We start from the raw sequence: 25,229 nt of genomic DNA, 5'->3' as shown, positions 1-25,229 counted from the left end.
CCGGTGGGCGGTCGAGGTGAAATACGACGGCCAGCGCGCCATGGTCTACCTGCCGGGCGACGGAACGGTGACTGTGCGAGCCCGCTCCGGCGCGGACATCACTCCCGCCTACCCGGAACTCGCGGGACTGGGCTCCGCGCTCGGCCGGCCCGCGGTTCTCGATGGTGAAATCGTCGCTCTCGACAGCGAGGGGCGCAGCGATTTCGAGCGGCTGCAGTCCCGGATGGGACTGGCCGGATCCCCGGCGAAGGCCGCCCGCATGGCCAAGATCGTGCCCGCCCACCTGGTTTTGTTCGACATCGTGTTCCTTGAGCACAGCAGCCTGACCAAGATGCCGTACACCGAACGCCGGACCCTCCTGGAGGACCTATGCCTGGCCGGGCCCCACTGGTCGACGCCCGCAGCGGCCGTCGGGCACGGCGCTCAGGCCCTGGAGACAGCGACTTCACCCCGCCCAAGCTCGCCGCGCAGAAGACCCTCGGCAAGGCGGAGGGCCAGGTGAACCTGATCGCGTGGGCCGGATACGCCGAGGACGGCTCCAACGACCCGAAGGTCGACTGGGTCACCGACTTCGAGAAGCAGACCGGTTGTCAGGTCAACACCAAGACCGTCGGCACCTCCGACGAGATGGTGAGCCTGATGAAGACCGGCCAGTACGACGCGGTCTCCGCCTCCGGTGACGCGGCGCTGCGGCTGATCGCCTCCGGTGACGCCGCACCCGTCAACACCGAGTTGGTGCCCAACTACAAGGACGTCTTCTCCGGGCTGAAGGACCAGCAGTGGAACACGGTCAAGGGTGTCTCCTACGGCATCCCGCACGGTCGCGGCGCCAATTTGCTGATGTACAACACGAAGAAGGTCTCCCCGGCGCCCGACTCCTGGTCCGTGGTCTTCGACAAGTCATCGGCGTACAAGGGGAAGGTCACGGCTTACGACTCGCCGATCTACATCGCGGACGCCGCCCTGTACCTGATGAAGACCGAGCCGTCCCTCGGCATCAAGGACCCTTACGCCCTGGACCAGAAGCAGTTCGACGCCGCCGTCGACCTGCTCAAGGAGCAGAACGCCGACGTCGGTGAGTACTGGAGCGACTACCTGAAGGAGGTCTCCGCCTTCAAGAGCGGCGACTCGGTGGTCGGCACCAGCTGGCAGGTGATCCTTAACACCGCCCAGGCCGAGAAGGTCCCGAACACCGCCCAGGCCGAGAAGGTCCCGGTCAAGGCCGTCCTGCCCAAGGAGGGCGCCACCGGCTGGTCCGACACATGGATGATCTCCGCCAAGGCCAAGCACCCCAACTGCGCCTACAGCTGGATGAATTGGATCATCTCGCCGAAGGTGAACGCCCAGGTCGCCGAGTACTTCGGTGAGGCACCGTCCAACGCGAAGGCCTGCACGCTGACCGCGGACAAGAACCACTGCACCACCTACCACGCCGCTGACGAGTCGTACTGGAAGGACGTCCACTTCTGGACCACGCCCATCGCGCAGTGCGTGGACGGACGTACGGACACCACGTGCGTGCCGTACGCCAAGTGGGTCCAGGCCTGGACCGGGATCAAGGGCTGAGGGTTACCTGTCGATGACCACCACCGCGCCTGCCGCCGGACCCGTCCGGCGGCTCGCCGGGACCCTGCACCGCCGCCCCCGGCTGCAGCTGTCCCTGCTGCTCTCCGCGCCACTGGCCTGGCTCGTTCTGGCCTACCTCGGCTCGCTCTCCGTCCTGTTCCTCTCCGCCTTCTGGGCCACGGACTCCTTCACCTCCAACGTGGTGAAGATCTGGAACACGGACAACTTCACCGCACTGTTCACCACCGACGTCTACCGTCAGGTCGCCCTGCGCAGCATCGGCGTCGCCCTCGCGGTCACCGCGCTGTGTGTCGTGGTCGCCTTCCCGATCGCCTTCTACACCGCCCGCATCGCGAACCCCAAGCGGCGGCCGCTCCTCGTCGTGGCGATCCTCACTCCGCTGTGGGCCAGCTACCTGGTCAAGGCGTATGCCTGGCGGCTCATCCTCGCCCAGGGCGGCCTGCTCGACTGGGCGCTGAAGCCACTGGGACTCGAAGGGCCCGGCTACGGGCTGACCGCGACCGTCCTGGTGCTGACCTACCTGTGGCTGCCGTACATGATCCTGCCCATCCACGCCGGACTCGAACAGCTCCCGGCCGGCCTCCTGGACGCCTCCGCAGACCTCGGCGCCCGCACCGGCCGGACCTTCCGTTCCGTGGTGCTGCCGATGATCCTGCCGTCCATCGCGGCCGGCTCGGTCTTCACCTTCTCGCTCAGCCTCGGCGACTACATCGCCGTACAGATCGTCGGCGGCAAGACGCAGCTCATCGGCAACCTCATCTACTCCAACATCACCCTGGACCTGCCGCTGGCCGCCGCACTCGGCACCGTGCCCGTCGTGATCATCGTGCTCTATCTGCTCGCGGTTCGCCGTACCGGAGCCCTCAGCAGTCTCTGACCCTCTCCCTCACCTCCGCATCACGCACAGCGAAGGCTCCCGATGAATCTCTCCCGTCCCGCGCGCGTCACACTGCGCATCGCCGCCGGGCTCGGTTTCGCGGTGATCTACGTCCCGCTGCTCCTGGTCCTCGTCAACTCCCTCAACCCGGACCGAAGTTCGGACTGGCCACCACCCGGTCTCACCTTCGACTGGTGGGTGGCCGCCTGGCACAGCTCAGGCGCCCGCGACGCGCTGTGGACCTCGGTCAGGGCTGGTCTCGGTGCGACGGCGATCGCCCTGGTCCTCGGCACTCTCATCGCCTTCGCCTGCCAGCGCCACAAGTTCTTCGGACGCGAGGCCATCTCCTTCGTCGTCGTCCTGCCGATCGCACTGCCGGGCATCGTCACCGGCGTCGCGCTCAACACCGCCTTCCGTACGGTCCTCGAACCGCTCGGCGTGGGCCTCGGAATGTTCACGGTGGTCGTCGGCCACGCCACCTTCTGCATCGTGGTCGTCTTCAACAATGTGATCGCCCGGCTGCGCCGGGTGCCCGGGTCGTACGAAGAGGCCGCCATGGACCTCGGGGCCCACACCTTCCGTACGTTCGTCGACATCACCTTCCCGCTGGTGCGCTCCGCGCTGGTAGCGGGCGGACTGCTCGCCTTCGCTCTGTCCTTCGACGAGATCGTCGTGACGACCTTCACCGCCGGGCCCGGCGTCCAGACCCTCCCCGTCTGGATCTTCTCCAACATGGCCCGACCCCAACAGGCCCCCGTCGTCAACGTCGTCGCGGCCGTCCTCGTCCTGCTGTCCGTCATACCGATCTACCTCGCCCAGCGGCTGTCGTCGGACACCGCCTCCGGCAGCCGCATCTGACTGGTGGGGTCAGGGGATCGCAGGTTCCCGCATGCTGCCGTTGACGGCGGTCGGCGACACCGACTCCACCGACTTCGACGCCCTGTGTCGGCACGGGCAGCTGTTTCCCCGTTCGCCGGGCCGCGGCCTCGGAGTTCTCGACGAGCCTGAATGGGCGTGTGAACGCGACTACTTCGAGTGGGCCGTACGCGTCGTCGGAACGCAGTGAGTACCGGGACGGTTCAGCCCGTGGTCTTGCGGCCGCTCAGCAGGTCGCGTACGCGGTCCACGAGCCCTGCGCCGGGCGCGATCAACTTATTGGCGGGCGGGGTGTGGGGGAGGGCGGGGTGCGGGCGGGTGGGTGCGGTCTCCTTGGCTCGGCGGACCAGTTGCCCCAGCTCGTCCAGTTTCTCGGGTGAGCAGGTGGCTGCGAGTTTCGGGAAGAGGTCGTTCTCCTCCTCGCGAAGGTGGGCGGCGAACTCGAGCTTCAGCTTCGCGACGATGTCGTTGAACTGCGGATCGTCGGCGTTCAGGTCTTCGAGGTCCTTGAGCATGTGCTCGATCCTGGTGTGTTCGGCGAGTTCTTTGTCCGCCAGCTCCGCACCGTTGCGGACGTGCTTGCGCACGGTCGGGTACAGGTGCATCTCCTCGGCCACTGAGTGCTGCACCAGTTCCGCGGTCAGCCGGTCAGCCAGGTCCCGTCGCTGCGGATGGCCGACGGGCTGCGCTTCGATCTGCTGGAACAGCTCCTCCGCTTCACGATGATCGGCCGTCAGTTCCGCGATCACGTTGCCACCGTGTCCCATGACGATCACTTCCTCGGTTTCGTTGTCCACGGAAACGCCGGAGCGGGCCCCGCTTTCCTGGGGCCTGTTGGGCTTTCAGCTCGTATGGGTGGGCTTCGGCTCCTCGCCGTTCGACCCTCATCGGGTTGTCGACGATCGCCCCCGGGTTTCCGCGACCTGTGCCTCACGAGCGGCGGGGTCGGGCTCATGCCCTCACCCTGTACCCGACTGGGCTGCACCGCACCTCAGCGCCACTGTGTGCGCTCCCGATCCCGCACTGCCGACCGTGACCGGAGCCCGCGCTCCGGCGGGAGAATCACCGGTGAACCAGGCAGCCAGGTGAAGCCCTCAGCAGTCGACAAGGTCTCGCCGACTGAATCACTGGACGAGAAGGCCGAGCCGTCAAGGGTGCGGCTGCGGTGGCAGTGAGTCGACGCCGGGCGGCGGTTCCGGCCAGACCAACAGGACCGGGCAAGGAGCGTGGTCGACGACGAAGCGCGTCGCAGGGCCCAGGCTGCGGGGCCCCAGACGGTGCCGGTCGCCGTCGCGGGCGCAGATGAGCAGGCCGGCTTCCTCGGCAGCGCGGACGACCTCCCTTTCGGCGCGGCCGTGGGCCTGTAGGCGCACCGCGGGCCGCCCCAGGCAGTCGGCGGCCGCATCCATGAGTTCGGCGGCAGCGCTCGCGGACAGGGCCGCCACTTGGTCGCCGGGGTCGCGCTCGCGGTGGCCGCGGCCCAGCAGGGCGACGAATGCGCCGTGGGCTGTTTCGGCGACGTCGTCGCCGGTGACGTGCAGCAAGGTGATCTCCTCCCCGGCTCGGGCGTGGGAGCGGGCGGCATCCACCGCGGCCCGCCAAGTCCCTTCATTGATCCGGACGAGCACGGTCACGTCAGCCTCCGATGGCCCGCAGCATCGCCCGCAGTGCCACAGCGAGGCTGACTGCATCGGCCAGGATCCGGACGGGGTGCACCGTCACCGCCGGCTTCTCAGTCGGACACGGGGCGGCCGAAGAGCAGGTCGTAGCCGGGGGAAGCTCGAGCGTGTCCGTCAGGACGATCTGGCGGGAGAAGACACTCAGGGGCCGCTCGGAGAGATCCATCTGTACGTCCTCGCCCGTGGCCGTCGGCCGACGCTCCGCCTACACGGTCAGCATGTTCCGTTCGACGTCGATGTCGATCGAGTCGGCCGTGCATCAGGCATGCGCACCCGACAGCACGGAGCCCGCAGGCGCCGTAGCCGAGCCTGGAGAGGCGCTGGACGCCCTCCCACTGCTTGATCGGGGTGGCAGGGGCGATCGGCGCCTTCGGCGGAGTGCTGGTCAACCTGGCCTTGCGGCAGTCCTTCCTGGAGACACACAACGGACAGGCCGCCTCTCTGGCGGTCCTCGGGTACTACGGCCTCTGCCTGGTGGTGACCTGGGCCTTCTACCCGCGACGGTCCACGCACCGCCGCTGCGAACGGCGCGTCCGGCCGACCGGTTCTCGAACGCCACGGTCCGGAGCCCGTGCGGACCGTCGACGGCCGTGTCCTGCCCCTGGGGCACGGCCGTGTCCTGCGCCCGGTGCCTCCCGTCCACTGAAACGGATGCAGGAAAACCGCCGTCGCGGCCCTGCCGGGACGAGTATCGGGGCCCTTGGTCCTAGGGTGCGAGCCATGGCAGAGAGTGCAGCTCACTGGGGCGCTGCGGGGTGGGATGCTCACTCTGCCCCCGGCCCCGGCACCCCCGACCCGCGCCGCTGGCGGGCGCTCGCGGTGTGTCTGATCGCGGGGTTCATGACCCTGCTGGACGTATCCATCGTCAATGTCGCCCTGCCGTCGATCCGGGAAGGGCTCCACACCCCGGAGTCCGACCTGCAATGGGTCCTCTCCGGCTACTCGCTCGCCTTCGGCCTGTTCCTGATCCCCGCGGGACGGCTCGGTGACGCGCGGGGACGCCGCGTGGTGTTCATGGCCGGGCTCGCCCTGTTCACCCTGGCATCAGCGGCTTGCGGAGCCGCTCAGTCCAGCCTCTGGCTGGTGGTCGCCCGTCTGGTACAGGGCCTCGCCGGAGGCATGATCTCGCCACAGATCTCCGCGTTGATCCAGCAGATGTTCTCCGGCCAGGAGCGCGGCCGGGCCTTCGGCATGTTCGGCACCGTGGTCGCCATCTCCACCGCTGTCGGCCCGCTCTCCGGTGGCCTGCTGATCCAGGCGGCCGGTGCCGAGGAGGGCTGGCGCTGGGTGTTCTACGTCAATCTGCCGCTCGGCGCAGTCTGCCTTCTGCTTGCCCGGCGCCTGCTCCCGGACACCCCCTCGGCCGGCCGGGTGCGCCTGCGTGACCTCGACCCGCTCGGCGTGCTGCTGCTCGGCACGGGTGTACTGGCTCTGCTGCTGCCCTTCGTGCAGTCGCAGCAGTGGCTTGGCAACCGGAAGTGGCTGCTGATCGCGGTGGCCGTGGCGCTGCTCGCTGTCTTTGTCGGCTGGGAATCCCGATGCGGCAGACGCGGCACGCAACCGGTTGTCGACCTGTCGCTCTTCCGGGTCCGCTCCTACTGGCTGGGCTGTCTGCTGAGCCTGATGTACTTTGCCGGATTCACCGCGATCTTCTTCATCACCACGCTCTACCTGCAGAGCGGACTGCACTACTCCGCACTGCAGGCGGGACTCGCCATCACACCCTTCGCACTGGGCGCGGCCGTCGCGGCGAGCCCCGGCGGCCGAATGGTCGGCCGATTCGGGCGCCCCCTCGTCGTGACCGGTCTGACCACGGTGGCCGTGGGGCTGGCGGCCACCGCGCTCGCCGTGCATCTGGTGCCGGGGCGGGGCGCGGGGTGGGCGATGGTGGCCCCACTGCTCCTGGCCGGTCTGGGCAGCGGCCTGGTCATCGCCCCGAATCAGACACTGACCCTCTCCCAAGTGCCGGTGGCCAGGGCGGGGAGCGCCGGCGGAACCCTCCAGACCGGCCAGCGCGTCGGGTCGGCGATCGGGATCGCCGCGGTCGGCTCGATGTTCTTCGCCCAACTGGGCGGCGACGGGTGGGCCACCGCGTACGACCACGGGCTCGTCGTCGCGGTCGCCTTCGTCCTGGCCGCTCTGCTCGTCGGGCTGGCAGATGTGCGCGGGGAGCGCCGCAGCAGGAGTCGTACACACCGGTCCGTCCGCAGTCCGTCCGTAGGGAGAACGCCATGAAGGAGAGCGAGATGAGCGCGACCACCAGCGCAGGGGCGAATGGCAACGCGGCGTACGGGCACAAGGCCTTCAAACGGTCCAGGAGCCATTTCGCCGACCGCATCACCGCCGACGGCCGGGACGGCTGGCCCGTCGAGGCCGGCCGCTACCGGCTGGTCGTCAGCCGCGCCTGCCCGTGGGCGAGCCGCTCCCTGGTCTCCCGGCGACTCCTCGGGCTGGAGGGAGCCCTCTCGCTGGCCGTAGCCGACCCGATCCAGGACGACCGCAGCTGGCGCTTCACCCTGGACGAGGACGGCAGGGACCCGGTGCTCGGCATCCGGTACCTGAGCGAGGCGTACAACGCGCGGGAGCGGGACTACCCCGGCGGGGTCAGCGTGCCCGCGATCGTCGACGTACCGAGCGGCAGGCTCGTCACCAACGACTTCCAGCAGATCACGCTGGACTTCGCGACCGAGTGGACCGCGCTGCACCGGCAGGGCGCCCCCGACCTGTATCCCGAGGCCCTGCGTGACGAGATCGACGAGGTCATGCAGGACATCTACCGCGATGTCAACAACGGCGTGTACCGCGCGGGCTTCGCGGCGCAGCAGTCCGAATACGAGGCCGCCTACCACGATGTGTTCGGCCGCCTGGACCTGGTGTCCGAACGTCTCGCGGACCGGCGCTATCTCGTCGGCGAATCCCTCACCGAAGCCGACATCAGGCTGTTCACCACATTGGTGCGCTTCGACGCCGTCTACCACGGACACTTCAAGTGCAACCGTTCGAAGCTGGCCGAGGACCGCGTCCTGTGGGCGTACGCCAGAGACCTGTACCAGACCCCCGGTTTCGGCGACACGGTCGATTTCCACCACATCAAGCAGCACTACTACCGGGTCCACACGGGCATCAACCCCACCGGCATCGTGCCCGTCGGCCCCGATCTGTCGGGCTGGCTGGCCCCGCACCACCGCGAAGATCTGGGCGGACGCCCGTTCGGCGACGGCACCCCGCCCGGTCCGGTGCCGCCCGGGGAGGAAGTCCCGCCGTCGGGGCGTCCCTGAACCCGGCGCCCGTGGTGGCCCTGCCGAAGCAAGGGGCGGGGCCCTGTCGAGTCGGCAGCGATCACGAGATATCTTGATGTCAAGCAATGTTGCAGACGTGGAGCGGAGCACAGGGTGACTGACTCGACCATTATCTATACACACACCGACGAGGCCCCGGCCCTGGCGACGTATTCGTTCTTGCCCGTGGTCCAGGCCTACGCCTCGACGGCCGGGGTCAATGTCGAGAGCCGTGACATCTCGCTGGCCGGGCGCATCATCGCCAGCTTCCCCGAGCGCCTCGAGGAGAGCCAGCGCATCGACGACGCGCTCGCCGAGCTCGGCGCGCTGGCCAAGACGCCCGAGGCCAACATCATCAAGCTGCCGAACATCTCGGCTTCGATCCCGCAGCTGAAGGCTGCCATTGCCGAGCTGCAGGCACAGGGCTACGCGCTTCCGGACTACCCGGACGACCCGCAGACCGATGAGGACAGGGACGTCCGCGCGCGCTACGACAAGGTCAAGGGCAGCGCGGTGAACCCCGTGCTGCGCGAGGGCAACTCCGACCGCCGCGCCCCCGCCTCGGTCAAGAACTACGCCAAGGCGCACCCGCACCGGATGGGCGCCTGGTCGGCCGACTCGAAGACGAACGTCGCCACCATGGGCGTCGACGACTTCCGCTCCACCGAGAAGTCCACGGTCGTCGCCGAGGCCGGTTCGCTGCGCATCGAGCTCGCGGGCGACGACGGCAGCACCACCGTTCTGCGTGAGTCGGTGCCGGTGCTCGCGGGTGAGGTCGTCGATGTGGCGGTCATGCGAGTCGCGGCCCTGCGCGAGTTCTTCACCGCGCAGGTCGCCCGCGCCAAGGCCGAGGGCGTGCTGTTCTCCGTCCACCTCAAGGCCACCATGATGAAGGTCTCCGACCCGATCATCTTCGGCCACGTGGTCCGTGCCTTCTTCCCGAACACCTTTGCCAAGTACGGCCAGGTGCTCGCCGCGGCCGGTCTCTCCCCGAATGACGGCCTCGGCGGCATCCTCAAGGGCCTGGACTCGGTGCCGCACGTGGGCGCCGAGATCAAGGCATCCTTCGAGGCCGAGCTCGCCGAAGGCCCCGCGCTGGCCATGGTCGACTCCGACAAGGGCATCACCAACCTGCACGTACCGAGCGATGTCATCGTGGACGCCTCCATGCCGGCCATGATCCGCACCTCCGGTCACATGTGGGGCCCGGACGGCAAGGAGGCCGACACCCTCGCGGTGCTTCCCGACAGCAGCTACGCGGGTGTCTACCAGGTCGTCATCGACGACTGCCGCGCCAATGGCGCCTTCGACCCGTCGACCATGGGCTCGGTGCCGAACGTCGGCCTGATGGCGCAGAAGGCCGAGGAGTACGGCAGCCACGACAAGACCTTCGAGATCCCCACCACCGGTACGGTGCGGGTCGTCGACGGCAGCGGCAATGCCGTGCTGGAGCTGGTCGTGGGCGCGGGCGACATCTTCCGCATGTGCCAGGCCAAGGACCTGCCGATCCAGGACTGGGTCAAGCTCGCCGTCACCCGCGCCCGCGCCACCGGCGTCCCGGCCGTGTTCTGGCTCGACGAGGACCGCGCCCACGACGCGCAGCTGATCGCCAAGGTCAAGACGTACCTCGCCGACCACGACACCGACGGCCTGCAGATCGAGATCATGTCGCCGGTGAAGGCGACCGCGTTCTCGCTGGAGCGCATCCGACGCGGCGAGGACACCATCTCGGTCACGGGCAATGTGCTGCGTGACTACCTGACCGACCTGTTCCCGATCCTTGAGCTGGGCACGAGCGCGAAGATGCTCTCCGTCGTCCCGCTCATGAACGGCGGCGGACTGTTCGAGACCGGTGCCGGCGGCTCCGCGCCCAAGCACGTCCAGCAGCTCGTCAAGGAGAACTACCTCCGCTGGGACAGCCTGGGTGAGTTCTTCGCGCTCGCGGCCAGCTTCGAGCACCTGGCGACGACCACGGGCAACTCGCGTGCCCAGGTCCTCGCGGACACCCTCGACCGCGCGACCGGCACCTTCCTCAACGAGGACAAGTCGCCGAGCCGCAAGCTGGGTGGCATCGACAACCGTGGCAGCCACTTCTACCTGGCCCTCTACTGGGCCCAGGAGCTGGCACAGCAGACCGACGACGCGCAGCTTGCGCAGGCGTTTGCAGGGCTCGCGAAGACGCTGGGAGAGCAGGAGCAGACCATCGTCGACGAGCTGATCGCGGTGCAGGGCTCGCCGGCCGACATCGGCGGCTACTACCAGCCCGACCCGGCCAAGGCCTCGGCTGTCATGCGCCCGTCGGCGACGTTCACGCAGGCCATCGCCGCCATCGGCTGACGCGACGTCGCGGAAGGGGGCGCATCCCGGCGCCCTCCCACCCCTCCCGCCCCGGCCGGCACCACGCCCGGCCGGGGCGGTTCCGTGTCCCGAGCCGGCACCGAAGGTGATCGGCCGGCGCCGACGGGTTCTCTGCGCAATCGCGTACAAGGAGCCGCTGTGCCGGTAGGTTCGAATGACCCGGATCAACTGCTCCTGGAGGGGGAGAGACCGTGCTGACAGGCAGGAACGCTGTGGTCACCGGAGGGTCGCGGGGCATCGGCCGCGCGATCGTCGAGCGCCTGTGCCGAGACGGGGCCCATGTGGTCTTCAACTACGCCACCAGCGACGACGCAGCCGAAGAGGTCGTCCGCACGGTGCAGGACAACGGCGGCAAGGCCTGGGCCATCCGGCTCGATCTCGCGGACCCGGAAGCGCCGGAGCAGTTGATGGAAGCCGCCGAGGCACAGCTGGGCGGCCTGGACATCCTGGTGAACAACGCCGCACTGTGCCTCACCCCGTCCCTCATCGCGGACACCGACCCGGCGGTGTTCGACAAGGTGATGACGGTCAATACCAGAGCGGTCTTCATGACGATCCGCCATGCGGCCCGGCGGATGCGCGACGGCGGTCGCATCGTGAACATCTCCACGGCGAACACCGCGCGGCCGGGCCCAGGCATCTCTGCGTACGCCGCCAGCAAGGGGGCGGTCGAGCAACTCACCACCATTGCCGCCCACGAACTCGGAGCGCGCGGGATCACGGTCAACACCGTCTCGCCCGGCGCGACCGACACCGATCTGCTGCGCGGAACCAACCCGCCGCAGGCGCTCGAGGCAGTCGCCGGCATGACCCCCCTCGGCCGATTGGGCGAACCCTCCGATGTGGCCGATGTGGTTGCCTTCCTGGCCGGCCACGACGGTCGGTGGATCACCGGCCAGAACGTGCGCGCGACGGGCGGGCTGGCCTGAGCGGCAGCCGGGTCGCCCGGGACCGGTCACCCGATCCGGGCGTTCACCGGATTCGGCGGTAACAGCGTTGGACGGTGCGGGAGTTCGGTCTGCTCCGAGACGTCCGTCATCGATGCGGAAGTCCGCACAGGCATCGGCTGTGTGCGAGCGGGCCGAGGCCCGGACCACAGGACGCCCTGACGGGTGAAAGTCACGCGACGGCGGGCGCAGGGCCGCACATAGCGGCCCCGCGGCTGATTTGCTGCACCTGGAATCTGGCGTGACGCGCGCGGGATCGGCCTGTCGGCCGGCCGGTGGAGGCGGCGCCCCTGCCGGGTGCTCAGTCCACTCGCGAATGACAATCGAAGGAGCGTCCCAGTGACGACGACGGGCACGACAGGGGCAGCCGAGGAAGAGGAGGCGTACGCGAACGAGCTTCCGGTCCGGGCCAAGGAACCGGGAAACGTCGTCATCAAGTGGCTGACCACCACCGACCACAAGACGATCGGCACGCTGTACCTGGTCACTTCGTTTGCCTTCTTCATCGTCGGCGGCGTGCTGGCCCTGGTCATGCGCGCCGAGCTGGCCCGTCCCGGAATCCAGATCGTCTCGCCCGAGCAGTTCAACCAGGCGTTCACGATCCACGGCACGATCATGCTGCTGATGTTCGCGACGCCGCTGTTCGCCGGGTTCACGAACTGGATCATGCCGCTGCAGATCGGCGCGCCCGATGTGGCGTTCCCGCGGCTGAACATGTTCGCGTACTGGCTGTACCTCTTCGGCTCGATCATCGTGGTGGCCGGCTTCCTCACCCCGAGCGGCGCGGCCGACTTCGGCTGGTTCGCCTATTCCCCGCTGACCGACGCGGTCCGCTCGCCGGGCATCGGCAGCGACATGTGGATCATGGGTCTGGCCTTCTCCGGCTTCGGCACGATCCTCGGCTCGGTCAACTTCATCACCACGATCATCTGCCTGCGCGCCCCCGGCATGACGATGTTCCGCATGCCGATCTTCGTCTGGAACGTCCTGCTGACCGCTGTGCTGGTCCTGCTGGCCTTCCCGGTCCTCGCGGCGGCCCTGCTGGTGCTGGAGGCGGACCGCAAGTTCGGTGCGCACGTCTTCGACGCGGCCAACGGCGGCGCGCTGCTCTGGCAGCACCTCTTCTGGTTCTTCGGCCACCCGGAGGTGTACATCATCGCTCTGCCGTTCTTCGGGATCGTCACTGAGATCATTCCGGTCTTCAGCCGGAAGCCGATCTTCGGCTACATCGGCCTGATCAGTGCGACGATTGCGATCGCAGGCCTCTCGGCGACCGTGTGGGCGCACCATATGTACGTCACCGGCGGTGTGCTGTTGCCGTTCTTCTCGTTCATGACTTTCCTCATCGCGGTACCGACCGGTGTGAAGTTCTTCAACTGGATCGGCACGATGTGGAAGGGATCGCTGTCCTTCGAGACGCCGATGCTCTGGTCGATCGGCTTCCTGGTCACCTTCCTCTTCGGTGGTCTGACCGGTGTGATCCTGGCGTCGCCTCCATTGGACTTTCACGTCTCGGACTCGTACTTCGTCGTCGCGCACTTCCACTACGTCGTCTTCGGCACCGTGGTCTTTGCGATGTTCGCCGGATTCCACTTCTGGTGGCCGAAGTTCACCGGCAAGATCCTGGACGAACGGCTCGGCAAGATCACCTTCTGGACGCTGTTCGTGGGTTTCCACGGCACGTTCCTGGTTCAGCACTGGCTGGGTGCCGAGGGCATGCCGCGTCGTTACGCGGACTACCTCGCCGTCGACGGCTTCACCGCGCTCAACACGATCTCGACGATCTCCTCGTTCCTGCTCGGCCTGTCGATGCTGCCGTTCCTCTACAACGTGTGGAAGACCGCGAAGTACGGCAAGAACGTCGGGGTCGACGACCCGTGGGGCTACGGCCGTTCGCTGGAGTGGGCGACCTCCTGCCCGCCGCCGCGGCACAACTTCCACACGCTGCCGCGGATCCGTTCCGAATCCCCGGCGTTCGACCTGCACCACCCTTCGGTGCGCTCCCTCGACGAAGGCCTCAACCGTCCCGACATCGGCACGACGTGGACCCCGGGGGACAGGCAGGCGTGAGCACGGCGGCGACGGGAGAGGAGGAGCGAGTGGACCCCGACAAGGACAGTGCCCGCGGTCTGGCACAACTGGAGGGCTATCTGCTGTGGAGCGCCGAGGTCGAGGAGGCGCGACGACAGGCCGGCCGCTTCACCGACGAGCTGCCCTGGCTCACCACGGCACAGCGCGAGGACGTGGAACGGGTCTATACCGCGGACCGCCTAGCCGCGTCGCGGGCCATGCTCTGCCGCATCTCCGCGCGCGCCACCGGACTGCGCGGCGAATACGAGGCGCGCTACCGCAGGCTCAAGGCACGCTGCGTGGCCGCGGGTGTCGTGCTCGTGGGCGCGGTCGGCGGCATCTGCACGGCCGTCACCCTAGTGGCCCGTTGACCCGGTGGTGTCGTCCGTCCGCCGTCCCCAGCAGGCGAAGTCGGATGCGGCTCGTAAAGATGAGACCTGACGGGCGCGTGCGACGGGGCAGGCGAACGGAACGACCGCGCAGGCCCGAGAAGGGACGAACACTGTGGCACGACCCAGGATTCTCGTTGTCGGCGCCGGATTCGCCGGGGTGGAGTGTGTACGCCGTCTGGAGCGCGGGCTGATCCCGGGCGAGGCTGAGATCGCGCTCGTCGCCCCCTTCTCGTACCAGCTCTACCTGCCGCTGCTGCCGCAGGTGGCGGCAGGTGTGCTCACCCCTCAGTCGGTCGCGGTGTCGCTGCGCCGCAGTCGCAAGCACCGCACCCGGATCATCCCGGGCGGGGCCATCGGAGTGGACCCCAAGGCGAAGATCTGCGTCATTCGCAAGATCACCGACGAGGTCGTCTACGAGCCCTACGACTACATCGTGCTCAGCCCCGGGAGCGTCACCCGTACCTTCGACATCCCCGGCCTGCTCGAAAACGCCCGGGGTATGAAGACGCTGGCCGAGGCGGCGTACGTGCGTGACCACGTGATCGCTCAGCTCGATCTCGCGGATGCCAGCCACGACGAGAACGAGCGGGCTTCGCGCCTGCAGTTCGTGGTGGTCGGCGGCGGGTACGCGGGCACCGAGACGGCTGCGTGTCTGCAGCGCCTCACCACCAACGCGGTGAGGCACTACCCACGGCTCGACCCGAAGCTGATCAAGTGGCATCTCATCGACATCGCCCCGAAGTTGATGCCCGAACTGGGGGACAAGCTCGGCCGGAGCGCCCTGGAGGTGCTGCGCGCACGTGGCATCGAGGTGTCGCTCGGAGTCTCGGTCGCCGAGGCCGGGCGGGAGAAGGTGACCTTCACCGATGGCCGGGTGGTGCCCTGCCGCACACTGATCTGGACGGCGGGAGTCACCGCGAGTCCGCTGGTCGCCACATTCGACGCGGAGACCGTACGCGGCCGGCTGGCGGTGACGCCCGAGATGAGGCTGCCCGGCTTCGACGGCGTCTTCGCGCTCGGCGACGCCGCGGCCGTACCGGACCTGAGCAAGGGCGATGGGGCGGTCTGCCCGCCCACCGCGCAGCACGCCATGCGCCAGGGCCGCAGGCTCGCCGACAACCTTATCGCCACGCTGCGGCACCAGCCGTTGAAGCCGTACGTCCACAAGGATCTCGGTCTTGTCGTGGACCTCGGCGGCAAGGACGCGGTCTCCAAGCCGATCGGCATCGAAATGCACGGAATCATCGCGCAGGCCGTCGCCCGTGGCTACCACTGGGCCGCGCTGCGGACCAATGTGGCCAAGGCCCGGGTCATGACCAACTGGATGCTCAACGCCATCGCGGGCGACGACTTCGTGCGCACCGGCTTCCAGTCCCGGAACCCGGCCAAGCTGCGCGACTTCGAGTACACGAACTCCTACCTCACACCGGCGCAGGTCCGCGAGCACACCGCCTCGCTGCACACCGGAACCTGACCTCGTACAGCTCGGAGACAAAGATCCGCGTACGGCTCGAAAAGAATCCGCCTTGGCACCGGTCACATTTCCCGGCCGGTGCGGGACATACCTCCGACGGACAGAACGCCCGTCGAAGCGACAGAGAGCGTGTCGAGCACCACGAGCATGGCCTGGCCGACGGAGTCGGCCAGCACCGCCTGCTGCTCCGGGTCGATTCCGGCCTCGTCCCCCGCGCCCGTTTCGGGTAGATCGGCGTCCCAGGAGCCCTCGCGCCGAGTGCCGTGCGAGCACAGCATGTTGAGGTGCACCCGCCCCACCACTGTCGTCAGCCATCCGCCGAGGTTCCCCACCTCGCGGGTGTCGGTACCGGTGCTCCTCGAAGCGGGCCGCCAGTAGTGTCTGTCCGTCCATCGGTCACATTCCTTTTGCCGCGACGTGTCAGAGGGGTGACCCACGAAACCGAGCCGTTGTGACCGATGCCGGGCGGCGACAGGCCCCCGGTTCGCCCCAGGCGTGCGAGGTGTGGGGCAGGGGCCGATGTTGCGGAGGCCCCTGCCCCACACGTGCGGGCCCCGTCGAATCAGCTGTTGCTCTCGTGCCCGGCCGTCAGCCCGGGGTCCCGTTCCACCACCGGGTCCAGGATGTCGTCGATGCCCTTCAGCAGCTCCGCGTCGAGTGTCACACCCGCCGCCCCGACGTTCTCCGTCACCTGCTCGGGCCGGGAGGCGCCGATGATCGCGGCGGAGACATTGGAGTTCTGCAGCACCCAGGCGACCGCGAGCTGGGCAAGACTCAGACCGGCCTGGTCGGCGAGCGGCCGCAGCCGCTGGACACGCTCCAGCACGTCGTCACGGAGCCAGCCGGCGACCATGCTCGCGCCGCCCTTGTCGTCCGTCGCCCGGGAGCCGGCCGGGAGCGGCGCACCGGGCTTGTACTTGCCCGTGAGGGCGCCCTGAGCGATCGGTGACCAGACGATCTGACCGATGCCCAACTCCTCGGACGCGGGCACCACTTCGCCTTCGATGACCCGCCACAGCGCCGAGTACTGCGGCTGGTTGGAGATCAGCGGCACCTGCAGTTCGCGGGCCAGCCCATGTGCGGCGCGGAGCTGGTCGGCCGTCCATTCCGAAACGCCGATGTAGAGGGCCTTGCCGGAGCGGACGACGTCGGCGAACGCCTCCATGGTCTCTTCCAGCGGGGTCGAGTGGTCGTAGCGGTGCGCCTGGTACAGGTCCACGTAATCCGTCTGCAGGCGGCGCAGCGAGTTGTCGATGGACTCCATGATGTGCTTGCGGCCGAGCCCCCGGTCGTTGTGCCCGGGACCGGTCGGGAAGTAGACCTTGGTGAACACCTCGAGTCCCTCGCGGCGCTCGTTCTTGAGCGCCCGGCCCAGGACGGCTTCGGCCCGCGTCTCGGCGTAGACGTCCGCCGTGTCGAAGGTGGTGATCCCGGCGTCGAGGGCGGCGCGGATACAGGCGACCGCTGCGTCCTCCTCCACCTGGGAGCCGTGGGTGAGCCAATTTCCGTAGGCGATCTCACTGATGGTCAGACCGCTGCGGCCGAGTCGGCGGAATTCCATGTGCCTGCTCTCCCTGTGCTCGTGAGGGATGGATCGTGCAAGGGCGGTCCATGCTATTGCGCCGTTCGGCGCGGCTCGGGCATCCGGGAGGGTGCGGTGGACCGTACGGAGGAACGCCGCGTTGTCCGGGGCCGGTTCCTCCGGCGATCATTTTCTGCGGGCCAAGGGGCTGCGCAAGGTCCTCACCCTGACGTACGCCCGCCTACCGCCGGCGAAGGCCGACACCGGGGCCCTCCGCGGGATCTTCGGACAGTCGCACCCGGGCTACCGGCTGGTGTCCTGGGACGGCACCATCCCGCACGACCTCGCGCCGACGTTCGCCGCATCGCGTTCTTCCGCCAGTGTCGCGCGGGGGCGACGAGTTGGATCGAGTGCATGGTTGCAGGTCACGGGGCAACGGGGGCAAGCAGACGTGCAACAGGCATGTTGCACCGCAGCGGAGTGCTCACCACACCAGGATCTGAGTAAGGTGCGGCTCTTTTGAAGTGACGGTCGGGGTCAATCGTCATCGATGCCGACACCCGGCTCGTCGTCGTGGCCGGCCGGCCCCTGCCCGCAACCACAACGACTGCACGGCGTGGGTGGAATCCGGTGCGAAGGCCGCCGTCGGCCGCACCATGACGGTCGCCGACGGCGGCACGACATTCCCGGGAACGCCCATCTGCGTGGCCCCGATCTCCGGGATGCCCGTCGCGGGAGCGGCGTGCTCGGTGTAGCCGTACCCGTAACTCGGCGGGACAAGGGGAAGGTGAGGGCGCGAAAATCCCATGGAGGTATGGGATTTGACCTTCACGCCGCCTCCACACATACTGACGTTCAGTGCAATGTCACATTGCAACTGCATCCTGAGTGCATCAGTGATGCCTATGAACGACGCCTCTGAACAGGGAGAACTACCCTCATGTCTCGTATCGCTCTGCTCGCCACCGCGGCCGTGGGCCTGGCCTTATTCGGCGCGGCCCCGGCCACCGCCGCACACGCCCCCACCACCACTGCCACCACCGTGACGTGCGGTCCGTCCGCCCTCCGGGTGGGCTTGTCGACCAAGGTGTGCGCCGAAGTCACCGGCAACAGCGTGCAGCTGTACGGCCAGATAAGCCTGTCGGGCCCGCCCAGCCCGGGCTCCACGCTCCCGGTCAAGGACCTGACCACGACCCTCACCGGCAACGCCGTCGGCGGCACCTCCCTCGGCCACCTGGTGCAGCCGGTCCGTTTCCAAGCCGCGACCACCCAGGTCCGTGGCGTCGGCGGCACCGTCCCCTGCGGCTCGACCGTCCACGCCGAGTTCACCTCATCCGCCCTCGGCTATCCCTCCAGCCCGGTGACCCTGGACGTTCCGGTCACCTGCTGACGAACGTCCGACACAATGAGCAGGCTGCGCGGCCGGAACCGGACGCGGAGCCTGCCCGCGGCAGCGAGGGCGGTTACTTCGGGCAGCCCTTGAATTCCCCGGTCTCCCACGCTGTGCGGCAGATGGCCCGCCACTGGGAGAAGGTCCGCCAGGGGGGCGGCCCGAAGATGAGGTGACCCCGGCGGTGTGGAAACTCTGACAATTGGATCTTGCAGATCCGAGGAAGGGTGTCCTGGTGGGACGGAAGTCTCCGTATCCGGCGGAGTTCAGGAACGATGCCGTCGCGCTGTACCGCGCGGCGGGCGGGAAGCGCATGTATGCGGCGGTCGCGGCGGATGTCGGGGTGACCGGCGAGACGCTGCGGAGCTGGGTGCGCCAGGTTGACGAGTTGGCAGGCCGCAGCCGTAGTGAGGTGCCCGGGGAGAACCGGAATGAGGAACTGGCACGGCTGCGGGCCGAGATCGGCCGGCTACGAAAAGCGGAGAAGGAGTGGCAGCTCGAGCGCGAGATCTTGCGCCGGGCAGCCGCCTATTTCGCCACGGAGATGAAGGCATGACCCGCCGCTGGGACTTCGTCTCCACGTATCGCGCCGAGTTCGGCGTCCAGCGGATATGCCGGGCCCTTCAGGTCTCCCGCTCGGGCTTCTACCGGTGGCTCGCCGGTGCGAAGGCCCGCGGGGTCCGGCAGGCCGCCGACGCCGCCCTGGTCGAGGAGATCCGCGAGGTCCACACCGCGCACAAGGGGATGTACGGAGTCCGCCGCGTCCATGCTGAGCTGCGGGGATTGGGACACACCGTCAACCGCAAGCGCATCGAGCGGCTGATGCGCCTCAACAGCATCGAGGGCCGTCACCTGCGGCGCCGCAAGCACACCACCGTCCCGGACCTGCTCGCGCCGCCCGCCCCGGACCTCATCCAGCGCCAGTTCACCGCCGCCCGGTGGACGAGAAGTGGTGCGGCGACATCACATACGTGCAGGTCGGCGGCACGTGGCTGTATCTCGCCTGCGTCCTGGACATCTACTCGCGCCGGGTACTCGGCTACTCAATGGCCTCGCACATGCGCGCCGAACTGGTCATCGACGCCCTGAAGATGGCGGTCGCGGCCCGCGGCGGCACCGTCGCCGGAGTGATCTTCCACGCGGACAGGGGCTCGCAACAATACACGTCGGCCGCGTTCGCGCAGGTCTGCGACGGTTTCGGGATCCGCAGGAGCATGGGCCGGGTCGGCTCGAGCTATGACAACGCCCTCGCCGAGTCGTTCTGGCAGGGGCTCAAGAGGGAGACGATGCACCAGAGGCTGTTCTCGACGGTGCACCAGGCGAGGCTGGAGATCTTCCAGTGGCTCACCTACTACAACTCCCGCAGGCGCCACAGCGCCGTCAACTACCTCTCACCAGCCGAGTTCGAACAGCAACACCGGCGAGGACGTAAACTCACACTCGCAGCATGAACCCCCGTGTCCACACTCTGGGGGACACCTCACGCGTCGCCCGTCACCCCCCAGGGGTACCGCCCTCCGACGCCGGGGCCGTGCCCCGGAACGCCCCCAGGATCTGCTCGGCCGCCAGTGTGGCCGTCAACTTGCCGTCCCGTACCCGCTGTTCGAGCTCCGGAGTGAGCGCGCGCACCTCCGGATGGCCGCGCAGGCTCTCCAGCAGCTCGTCCCGCACCATCGTCCAGGTCCAGTCGACCTGCTGGTCACGCCGTTTCGCGGCGAGCCGGCCGGTCGATCCGAGCAGCGCACGATGCTGCTCCAGCCGCTCCCACAGCGTGTCGAGACCGGTCGACTCCCGGGCGCTGCAGGTGAGGACCGGAGGCGTCCAGGCCGCGTCGACCGGGTGCATCAGCCGCAGTGCGCCCGCCAGTTCGCGCGCGGCCGCTCGTGCGTCGCGTTCGTGCGGGCCGTCCGCCTTGTTGACCGCGATGGCGTCCGCCAGCTCCAGGACGCCCTTCTTGATGCCCTGGAGCTGATCGCCGGTACGGGCCAGGGTCAACAGCAGAAACGTGTCGACCATATTGGCCACCGCCGTCTCCGACTGGCCGACGCCGACCGTCTCCACCAGCACCACGTCGTACCCCGCGGCCTCCATCACCACGATGGACTCCCGGGTCGCCTTGGCCACCCCGCCGAGCGTCCCGGCGGTCGGAGAGGGACGTACGAACGCCGCGGGGTCCACCGCGAGGCGCTCCATCCTGGTCTTGTCGCCCAGGATGGAGCCGCCGGTACGGCTGGAGGAGGGATCGACGGCCAGCACCGCGACCCGGTGGCCGAGCCCGGTGAGCATCGTGCCGAGCGCGTCGATGAAGGTGGACTTCCCGACCCCCGGCACGCCGCTGATGCCGATGCGCCGGGCATTCCCGGAGCGCGGCAGCAGCTCGCGCAGCAACTGCTGGGCCAGTGCCCGGTGATCGGAGCGGGTGGACTCGACGAGAGTGATCGCGCGCGCGATGTACGCCCGCTTCCCGTCGAGCACCCCCTTCACATAGCTGTCGATGTCGATCTTCGCAGGCATCTGGTCAGCGGCTCACAGCTCGTGGCCGAGCGCGGCACCGAGCCGCGTCACCAGGTCGTACGCGGCATCCGGAATCACGGTTCCGGGCGGGAACACCGCCGTCGCCCCCGCCTCGTGCAATGCCTCGACGTCCTGCGGCGGAATCACCCCGCCCACTACGATCATGATGTCGTCGCGGCCCTCGGCGGCCAGCTCCTCGCGGAGCGCCGGTACGAGCGTGAGGTGCCCGGCGGCCAGCGAGGAGACGCCCACGATGTGCACGTCCGCCTCCACCGCCTGCCGTGCCACCTCGGCCGGTGTCTGGAACAGCGGGCCGACGTCGACGTCGAAGCCCAGGTCGGCAAAGGCCGTGGAGATCACTTTCTGGCCGCGGTCGTGGCCGTCCTGCCCCATCTTGGCGACCAGGATGCGCGGACGGCGCCCCTCGGCCTCCTCGAACCGGTCCACCAGCACCCGGGTCCGGTCCACGGAAGGGGATTCACCTGCCTCGTTGCGGTACACACCGGAGATCGTACGGATCTGGCCCGCATGCCTCCCGTATACCTTCTCCAGGGCGTCCGAGATCTCACCCACGGTCGCCATCGCGCGTGCCGCGTCGACGGCGAGTGCCAGCAGATTGCCTTCGAGGCCGGGGCCGGGGGCCCGCTCGGCCGCCGCCGTCAGCGCCCGCAGCGCGGCCTGGCACGCCGACTCGTCGCGTTCCTCGCGCAGCCGGCGCAGCTTCTCGATCTGCTGGGTGCGCACCGAGGAGTTGTCGACCTTGAGCACATCGATCTGCTCGTCGGTCTCCACCCGGTACTTGTTGACCCCGATCACCGGCTGGCGCCCGGAGTCGATGCGCGCCTGGGTACGGGCCGCGGCCTCCTCGACCCTGAGCTTCGGGATGCCCGCGTCGATGGCCTGCGCCATGCCGCCCGCCGCCTCTACCTCCCGGATGTGCTGCCAGGCCCGGCGCGCCAGGTCGTACGTCAGCCGCTCCACGTACGCGCTGCCGCCCCACGGGTCGATGACCCGGCCGGTGCCCGACTCCTGCTGGAGCAGCAGCTGGGTGTTCCGTGCGATCCGAGCCGAGAAGTCCGTCGGCAGGGCGAGGGCCTCGTCGAGCGCGTTGGTGTGCAGCGACTGGGTGTGCCCCTGGGTGGCGGCCATCGCCTCCACACAGGTCCGGGTGACGTTGTTGAACACGTCCTGAGCGGTCAGCGACCACCCCGATGTCTGTGAATGGGTACGCAGGGACAGCGACTTGGCGTTCTTCGGATCGAACTCCTTGACCAGCTTGGCCCAGAGCAGCCGGGCCGCCCGCAACTTCGCGATCTCCATGAAGAAGTTCATGCCGATCGCCCAGAAGAACGACAGCCGCGGCGCGAACGCGTCCACATCAAGACCGGCGTCCCGCCCGGCCCGCAGATACTCCACCCCGTCCGCGAGGGTGTACGCCAGCTCCAGATCGGCTGTCGCACCCGCCTCCTGGATGTGATAGCCGGAGATGGAGATCGAGTTGTAGCGCGGCATCTTCTGCGAGGTGTACGCGAAGATGTCGGAGATGATCCGCATCGAGGGCTTCGGCGGATAGATGTATGTGTTGCGGACCATGAACTCTTTCAGAATGTCGTTCTGAATGGTCCCGGCCAGCTTCTCGGGCCCAACGCCCTGTTCCTCGGCGGCCACGATGTACAGCGCGAGTACGGGGAGCACCGCGCCGTTCATCGTCATGGAAACCGACATCCTGTCCAACGGAATGCCGTCGAAGAGCTGACGCATGTCGTAGATCGAGTCGATCGCCACGCCGGCCATGCCGACGTCGCCGGTCACCCGCGGGTGGTCGCTGTCGTAGCCGCGGTGGGTCGGCAGGTCGAAGGCGACGGAGAGGCCCTTCTGGCCGGCCGCGAGGTTGCGGCGGTAGAAGGCGTTGGACTCCTCGGCGGTGGAGAACCCGGCGTACTGCCGGATCGTCCAGGGCTGGTTGACGTACATCGTCGGATAGGGGCCCCGCAGATACGGGGCCATGCCCGGATATGTACCGAGGAAGTCGAGCCCCTCCAGGTCGCGCCCGGTGTACAGCGGCTTGACCGTGATGCCTTCCGGGGTCTCCCACAGCAGGTCGCCGTCGGAACGGCCGGAGGACTCCTTCACCGAGGCGCGCCACTGGTCTTCGGGCACCTCGGCGGCGCCGCCCGGTCCGAGCTCGATGTCGGAGAAGTCAGGGATACGCATTACGCCACACCCATGCGGTCGAGAAGGGAAGAGAGCACGGCCACCACATCGGAGCCCGCGAAGACGTACTCGTCGACACCGGTGTACTCGCCGGGTCGGCCCGCGAGGAACACGCGCTGGGCACCGGCCGAGCCCAGTGCCTCGGCGACCGCCCCGGCCTGCTCGGCGTACAGGGTGTCGCTGGAGCAGAGACACGCCACGGTGGCCCCGCCGGCCCTGAATGCGTCGGCGGCCGTTGCCGCGTCGACCGAGACCGGGTCGTGGACCGGTTCGATCCCGCCGGCCTGGAACAGGTTCGAGGCGAAGGACGCCCGCGCGGTGTGCGCCGAGGCCGGGCCGAGCGCGGCGAGGAACACCCGCGGCCGTTGCCCGGTCGCCGCGAGATGGGCGTCCGACCGGGCGCGCAGCACCTCGAACGCCTCGTCACGACGGACCCTGGGCAGACCGCCCGATCCCGTGGCGGACACCTTGGCGGGGGCCGCCTCGCGCTCCACCACGCGCTCCGCCAGCTGCGGGAACTCACTGACGCCGGTGACCGGCTCCTTGCGGCGGGCCAGATCCTTGCTGCGTGCCGCCCAGGTGGCCGCGAGACGCTCGCCGATCATTCCCGAGCGCAAGGCGGCCGCCTGGCCGCCCGACCGCTCGATCTCCTGGAAGAACGCCCAGGCGGCGTCGGCGAGTTCGGCGGTGAGCCGCTCCACGTACCAGGAACCGCCCGCCGGGTCGATCACCCGGGCCAGATGCGACTCCTCCAGCAGGATCGTCGACGTATTGCGGGCGATGCGCCGGGCGAACGCGTCCGGCAGGCCCAGGGCGTGATCGAACGGCAGCACGGTGACGGAGTCGGCCCCGCCGACACCCGCGCCCAGACATGCCAGCGTCGTGCGCAGCATGTTCACCCAGGGATCGCGCCGCGTCATCATCACCGAGGACGTCACCGCGTGCTGGCGCTGCGCCCCGGCATCGGCGGCCCCGCACACCTCGGCCACCCGGGCCCACAGCCGCCGAGCGGCCCGCAGTTTGGCGATGGTCAGGAACTGATCGGCCGTCGCCGCGTACCGGAACTCCATCTGCGCACAGGCCTCTTCGACACAGAGCCCGGCCTCCGTCAGCGCCCGCAGATAGGCGACACCTGTCGCCAGCGAAGCGCCCAGCTCCTCGGCGGCCGAGCCGCCGGCCTCGTGGTACGGCAGAGCGTCGATGGTCAGGGCCCGCAGCCCGGGATACTCCTGCGCGCACCGCTGTGCCCAGTGGACCGCCGCCGTCAGGCCGGGTTCGGCGCCGCTGCGGGCGGCCTGCCCGAGCGGGTCGGCGCCGAGGTTGCCGCGCGCGGTGTGCGCATCGACGCCCCGCTCCGCGTAGAGCCGCAGCAACTCCGTCGCCGCAGCGTCGAGTTCGCTTCCAGCGTCCAGCACCACGGCAGCCAGATCGAGATATACGCCGTCCAGCGCCCCCGCCAGAGCGGACACCGGAACGCCGCCGCTACCGCCCACGGTCAGCCACAGCGAGGTGACACCGTTCTCCAGATCGGCGAGCACCGCCTCGTTGAGACGCGCAGGATCCGGCAGGGTGTGCCGCTGCCGTACGTCCCAGCCGCCCGCCGCGTTGCCCTCGGCCTTGCCGCCGCGGGTGAAGGGGGCGAAGCCCGGATATCCGGCATCGGGCGCGCTGTCGCGCGAGGTGTAGAGGGGGCGGGTGATGAGCCCGTCCTCCACCGTGGTGGACAGTGCTTCCTCGGCGGCCGAACCCGCAACATCCTTGCCCGATTTGCGCAGCACGCCTTCGACAAGGCTTTGCCACTGTTCATGGGCGGGGTGAGGGAACTCGGCGGCCAACGAAAGCCCGTCGGCAGGCAGGACCGTCATGCCCAGATGCTAGGTCAGGTCTCAGACGAGCAGCAGGTGCTCCGTCTGTGACCTTGCCCTCTCCGAGCGCACTTGATCCTTCACACACGGTCGCTTACCCGGCGTGACTCCGGTGGCTTGGCGCTTCCTCCAATGTGCCTGGCGTTTGCTCCATGGATCGGCTGTATGGATTGCAGTTGCGAGATC

Annotated in this window: 19 protein-coding genes and 4 pseudogenes; 15 read left to right on the top strand and 8 right to left on the bottom strand. The window is 68.7% G+C overall.

Translation table 11 applies throughout. From position 1 onward, the window contains the following. Position 1 precedes the first annotated feature (1 nt). The 5 genes and pseudogenes from ACZ7IB_RS37465 to ACZ7IB_RS37445 form a co-directional block, all read left to right on the top strand. Positions 2-433, top strand: a pseudogene (locus ACZ7IB_RS37465) (ATP-dependent DNA ligase); the annotation flags it as partial. Continuing rightward, positions 370-1,566 carry an ABC transporter substrate-binding protein gene (locus ACZ7IB_RS37460; protein WP_470918884.1) on the top strand — a complete coding sequence of 399 codons (1,197 nt, stop codon included), beginning with the start codon at positions 370-372 and terminating at the stop codon, positions 1,564-1,566. The pseudogene ACZ7IB_RS37465 and the gene ACZ7IB_RS37460, both read left to right, overlap by 64 nt. 13 nt (positions 1,567-1,579) lie before the next feature. Next, positions 1,580-2,464, top strand: a complete 885-nt coding sequence (locus tag ACZ7IB_RS37455; protein ID WP_470918882.1) for an ABC transporter permease — start codon at positions 1,580-1,582, stop codon at positions 2,462-2,464. A gap of 42 nt (positions 2,465-2,506) precedes the next feature. Further along, complete coding sequence (locus tag ACZ7IB_RS37450; RefSeq protein WP_470918880.1) at positions 2,507-3,322, top strand: ABC transporter permease; 816 nt, start codon at positions 2,507-2,509, stop codon at positions 3,320-3,322. A 31-nt stretch (positions 3,323-3,353) separates the two neighbouring features. Continuing rightward, positions 3,354-3,530, top strand: coding sequence for a hypothetical protein (locus ACZ7IB_RS37445; protein WP_470918879.1), 177 nt, complete (start codon positions 3,354-3,356; stop codon positions 3,528-3,530). Positions 3,531-3,543: 13 nt separating this feature from the next. Here the strand turns inward: ACZ7IB_RS37445 and ACZ7IB_RS37440 are convergent, their stop codons facing one another. From ACZ7IB_RS37440 to ACZ7IB_RS37430, 3 genes and pseudogenes are all read right to left on the bottom strand, one after another. Beyond that, entirely contained in the window at positions 3,544-4,107 is a 564-nt protein-coding gene (locus ACZ7IB_RS37440) for a hemerythrin domain-containing protein (protein WP_470918910.1), read from the bottom strand. Positions 4,108-4,488: 381 nt separating this feature from the next. After that, positions 4,489-4,974 carry a universal stress protein gene (locus tag ACZ7IB_RS37435; RefSeq protein ID WP_470918878.1) on the bottom strand — a complete coding sequence of 162 codons (486 nt, stop codon included), beginning with the start codon at positions 4,972-4,974 and terminating at the stop codon, positions 4,489-4,491. 145 nt (positions 4,975-5,119) lie between these two features. Continuing rightward, a pseudogene (locus ACZ7IB_RS37430) lies at positions 5,120-5,269 on the bottom strand (Hsp20 family protein); the annotation flags it as partial. A gap of 470 nt (positions 5,270-5,739) precedes the next feature. On the opposite strand from ACZ7IB_RS37430, the gene ACZ7IB_RS37425 reads away from it, so the two are divergent. The 7 genes from ACZ7IB_RS37425 (at position 5,740) to ACZ7IB_RS37395 (ending at position 15,538) form a co-directional block, all read left to right on the top strand. Next, positions 5,740-7,254, top strand: a complete 1,515-nt coding sequence (locus tag ACZ7IB_RS37425) for a DHA2 family efflux MFS transporter permease subunit (RefSeq protein WP_470918876.1) — start codon at positions 5,740-5,742, stop codon at positions 7,252-7,254. A gap of 11 nt (positions 7,255-7,265) precedes the next feature. After that, entirely contained in the window at positions 7,266-8,297 is a 1,032-nt protein-coding gene (locus ACZ7IB_RS37420) for a glutathione S-transferase family protein (protein WP_470918875.1), read from the top strand. 114 nt (positions 8,298-8,411) lie between these two features. Next, entirely contained in the window at positions 8,412-10,634 is a 2,223-nt protein-coding gene (locus ACZ7IB_RS37415) for an NADP-dependent isocitrate dehydrogenase (RefSeq protein WP_470918874.1), read from the top strand. Positions 10,635-10,846: 212 nt separating this feature from the next. Next, positions 10,847-11,584 (top strand): glucose 1-dehydrogenase, encoded by a 738-nt coding sequence (locus tag ACZ7IB_RS37410; protein ID WP_470918872.1) that lies wholly within the window; start codon positions 10,847-10,849, stop codon positions 11,582-11,584. A 357-nt stretch (positions 11,585-11,941) separates the two neighbouring features. Continuing rightward, the gene (gene ctaD, locus ACZ7IB_RS37405) at positions 11,942-13,672 is read left to right on the top strand and encodes an aa3-type cytochrome oxidase subunit I (protein ID WP_470918870.1); all 1,731 of its coding nucleotides are present in this window, start codon (positions 11,942-11,944) and stop codon (positions 13,670-13,672) included. 29 nt (positions 13,673-13,701) lie between these two features. Further along, positions 13,702-14,043, top strand: a complete 342-nt coding sequence (locus ACZ7IB_RS37400) for a hypothetical protein (RefSeq protein WP_470918869.1) — start codon at positions 13,702-13,704, stop codon at positions 14,041-14,043. A 133-nt stretch (positions 14,044-14,176) separates the two neighbouring features. Continuing rightward, positions 14,177-15,538: an NAD(P)/FAD-dependent oxidoreductase gene (locus tag ACZ7IB_RS37395; RefSeq protein WP_470918868.1), complete on the top strand. Its 1,362-nt coding sequence runs from the start codon at positions 14,177-14,179 to the stop codon at positions 15,536-15,538. Positions 15,539-15,600: 62 nt separating this feature from the next. On the opposite strand, the gene ACZ7IB_RS37390 is transcribed toward ACZ7IB_RS37395, so the two are convergent. Next, positions 15,601-15,870, bottom strand: coding sequence for a hypothetical protein (locus ACZ7IB_RS37390; RefSeq protein WP_470918866.1), 270 nt, complete (start codon positions 15,868-15,870; stop codon positions 15,601-15,603). Positions 15,871-16,100: 230 nt separating this feature from the next. Continuing rightward, a complete protein-coding gene (locus ACZ7IB_RS37385; protein ID WP_470918865.1) occupies positions 16,101-17,099 on the bottom strand; it encodes an aldo/keto reductase family protein in 999 nt (332 codons plus the stop codon). A 501-nt stretch (positions 17,100-17,600) separates the two neighbouring features. Here ACZ7IB_RS37385 and ACZ7IB_RS37380 point away from each other — a divergent pair. From ACZ7IB_RS37380 to ACZ7IB_RS37370, 3 genes and pseudogenes are all read left to right on the top strand, one after another. Then, positions 17,601-17,767 (top strand): annotated as a pseudogene (locus ACZ7IB_RS37380) (IS5/IS1182 family transposase); the annotation flags it as partial. A gap of 233 nt (positions 17,768-18,000) precedes the next feature. Then, positions 18,001-18,450, top strand: coding sequence for a hypothetical protein (locus ACZ7IB_RS37375; protein ID WP_383969363.1), 450 nt, complete (start codon positions 18,001-18,003; stop codon positions 18,448-18,450). Between the two features lie 235 nt (positions 18,451-18,685). Then, a pseudogene (locus ACZ7IB_RS37370) lies at positions 18,686-19,901 on the top strand (IS3 family transposase). Positions 19,902-19,944: 43 nt separating this feature from the next. Here ACZ7IB_RS37370 and meaB read toward each other — a convergent pair. From meaB to mutA, 3 genes are read right to left on the bottom strand one after another with little or no spacing between them, the layout of a single operon-like run. Beyond that, positions 19,945-20,964, bottom strand: a complete 1,020-nt coding sequence (gene meaB, locus ACZ7IB_RS37365) for a methylmalonyl Co-A mutase-associated GTPase MeaB (protein ID WP_470918864.1) — start codon at positions 20,962-20,964, stop codon at positions 19,945-19,947. Positions 20,965-20,976: 12 nt separating this feature from the next. Then, positions 20,977-23,178 (bottom strand): methylmalonyl-CoA mutase, encoded by a 2,202-nt coding sequence (scpA, locus tag ACZ7IB_RS37360; protein ID WP_470918863.1) that lies wholly within the window; start codon positions 23,176-23,178, stop codon positions 20,977-20,979. Further along, positions 23,178-25,043: a methylmalonyl-CoA mutase small subunit gene (mutA, locus tag ACZ7IB_RS37355; RefSeq protein WP_470918862.1), complete on the bottom strand. Its 1,866-nt coding sequence runs from the start codon at positions 25,041-25,043 to the stop codon at positions 23,178-23,180. The genes scpA and mutA overlap by 1 nt, the downstream gene beginning before the upstream one ends. Positions 25,044-25,229: the final 186 nt, after the last annotated feature.

The sequence above is a fragment of the Streptomyces sp. NPDC037301 genome (genome assembly GCF_055602785.1).
Note: the sequence above shows the minus strand (reverse complement) of the source record. Positions and strands in the feature narration are given on the sequence as shown.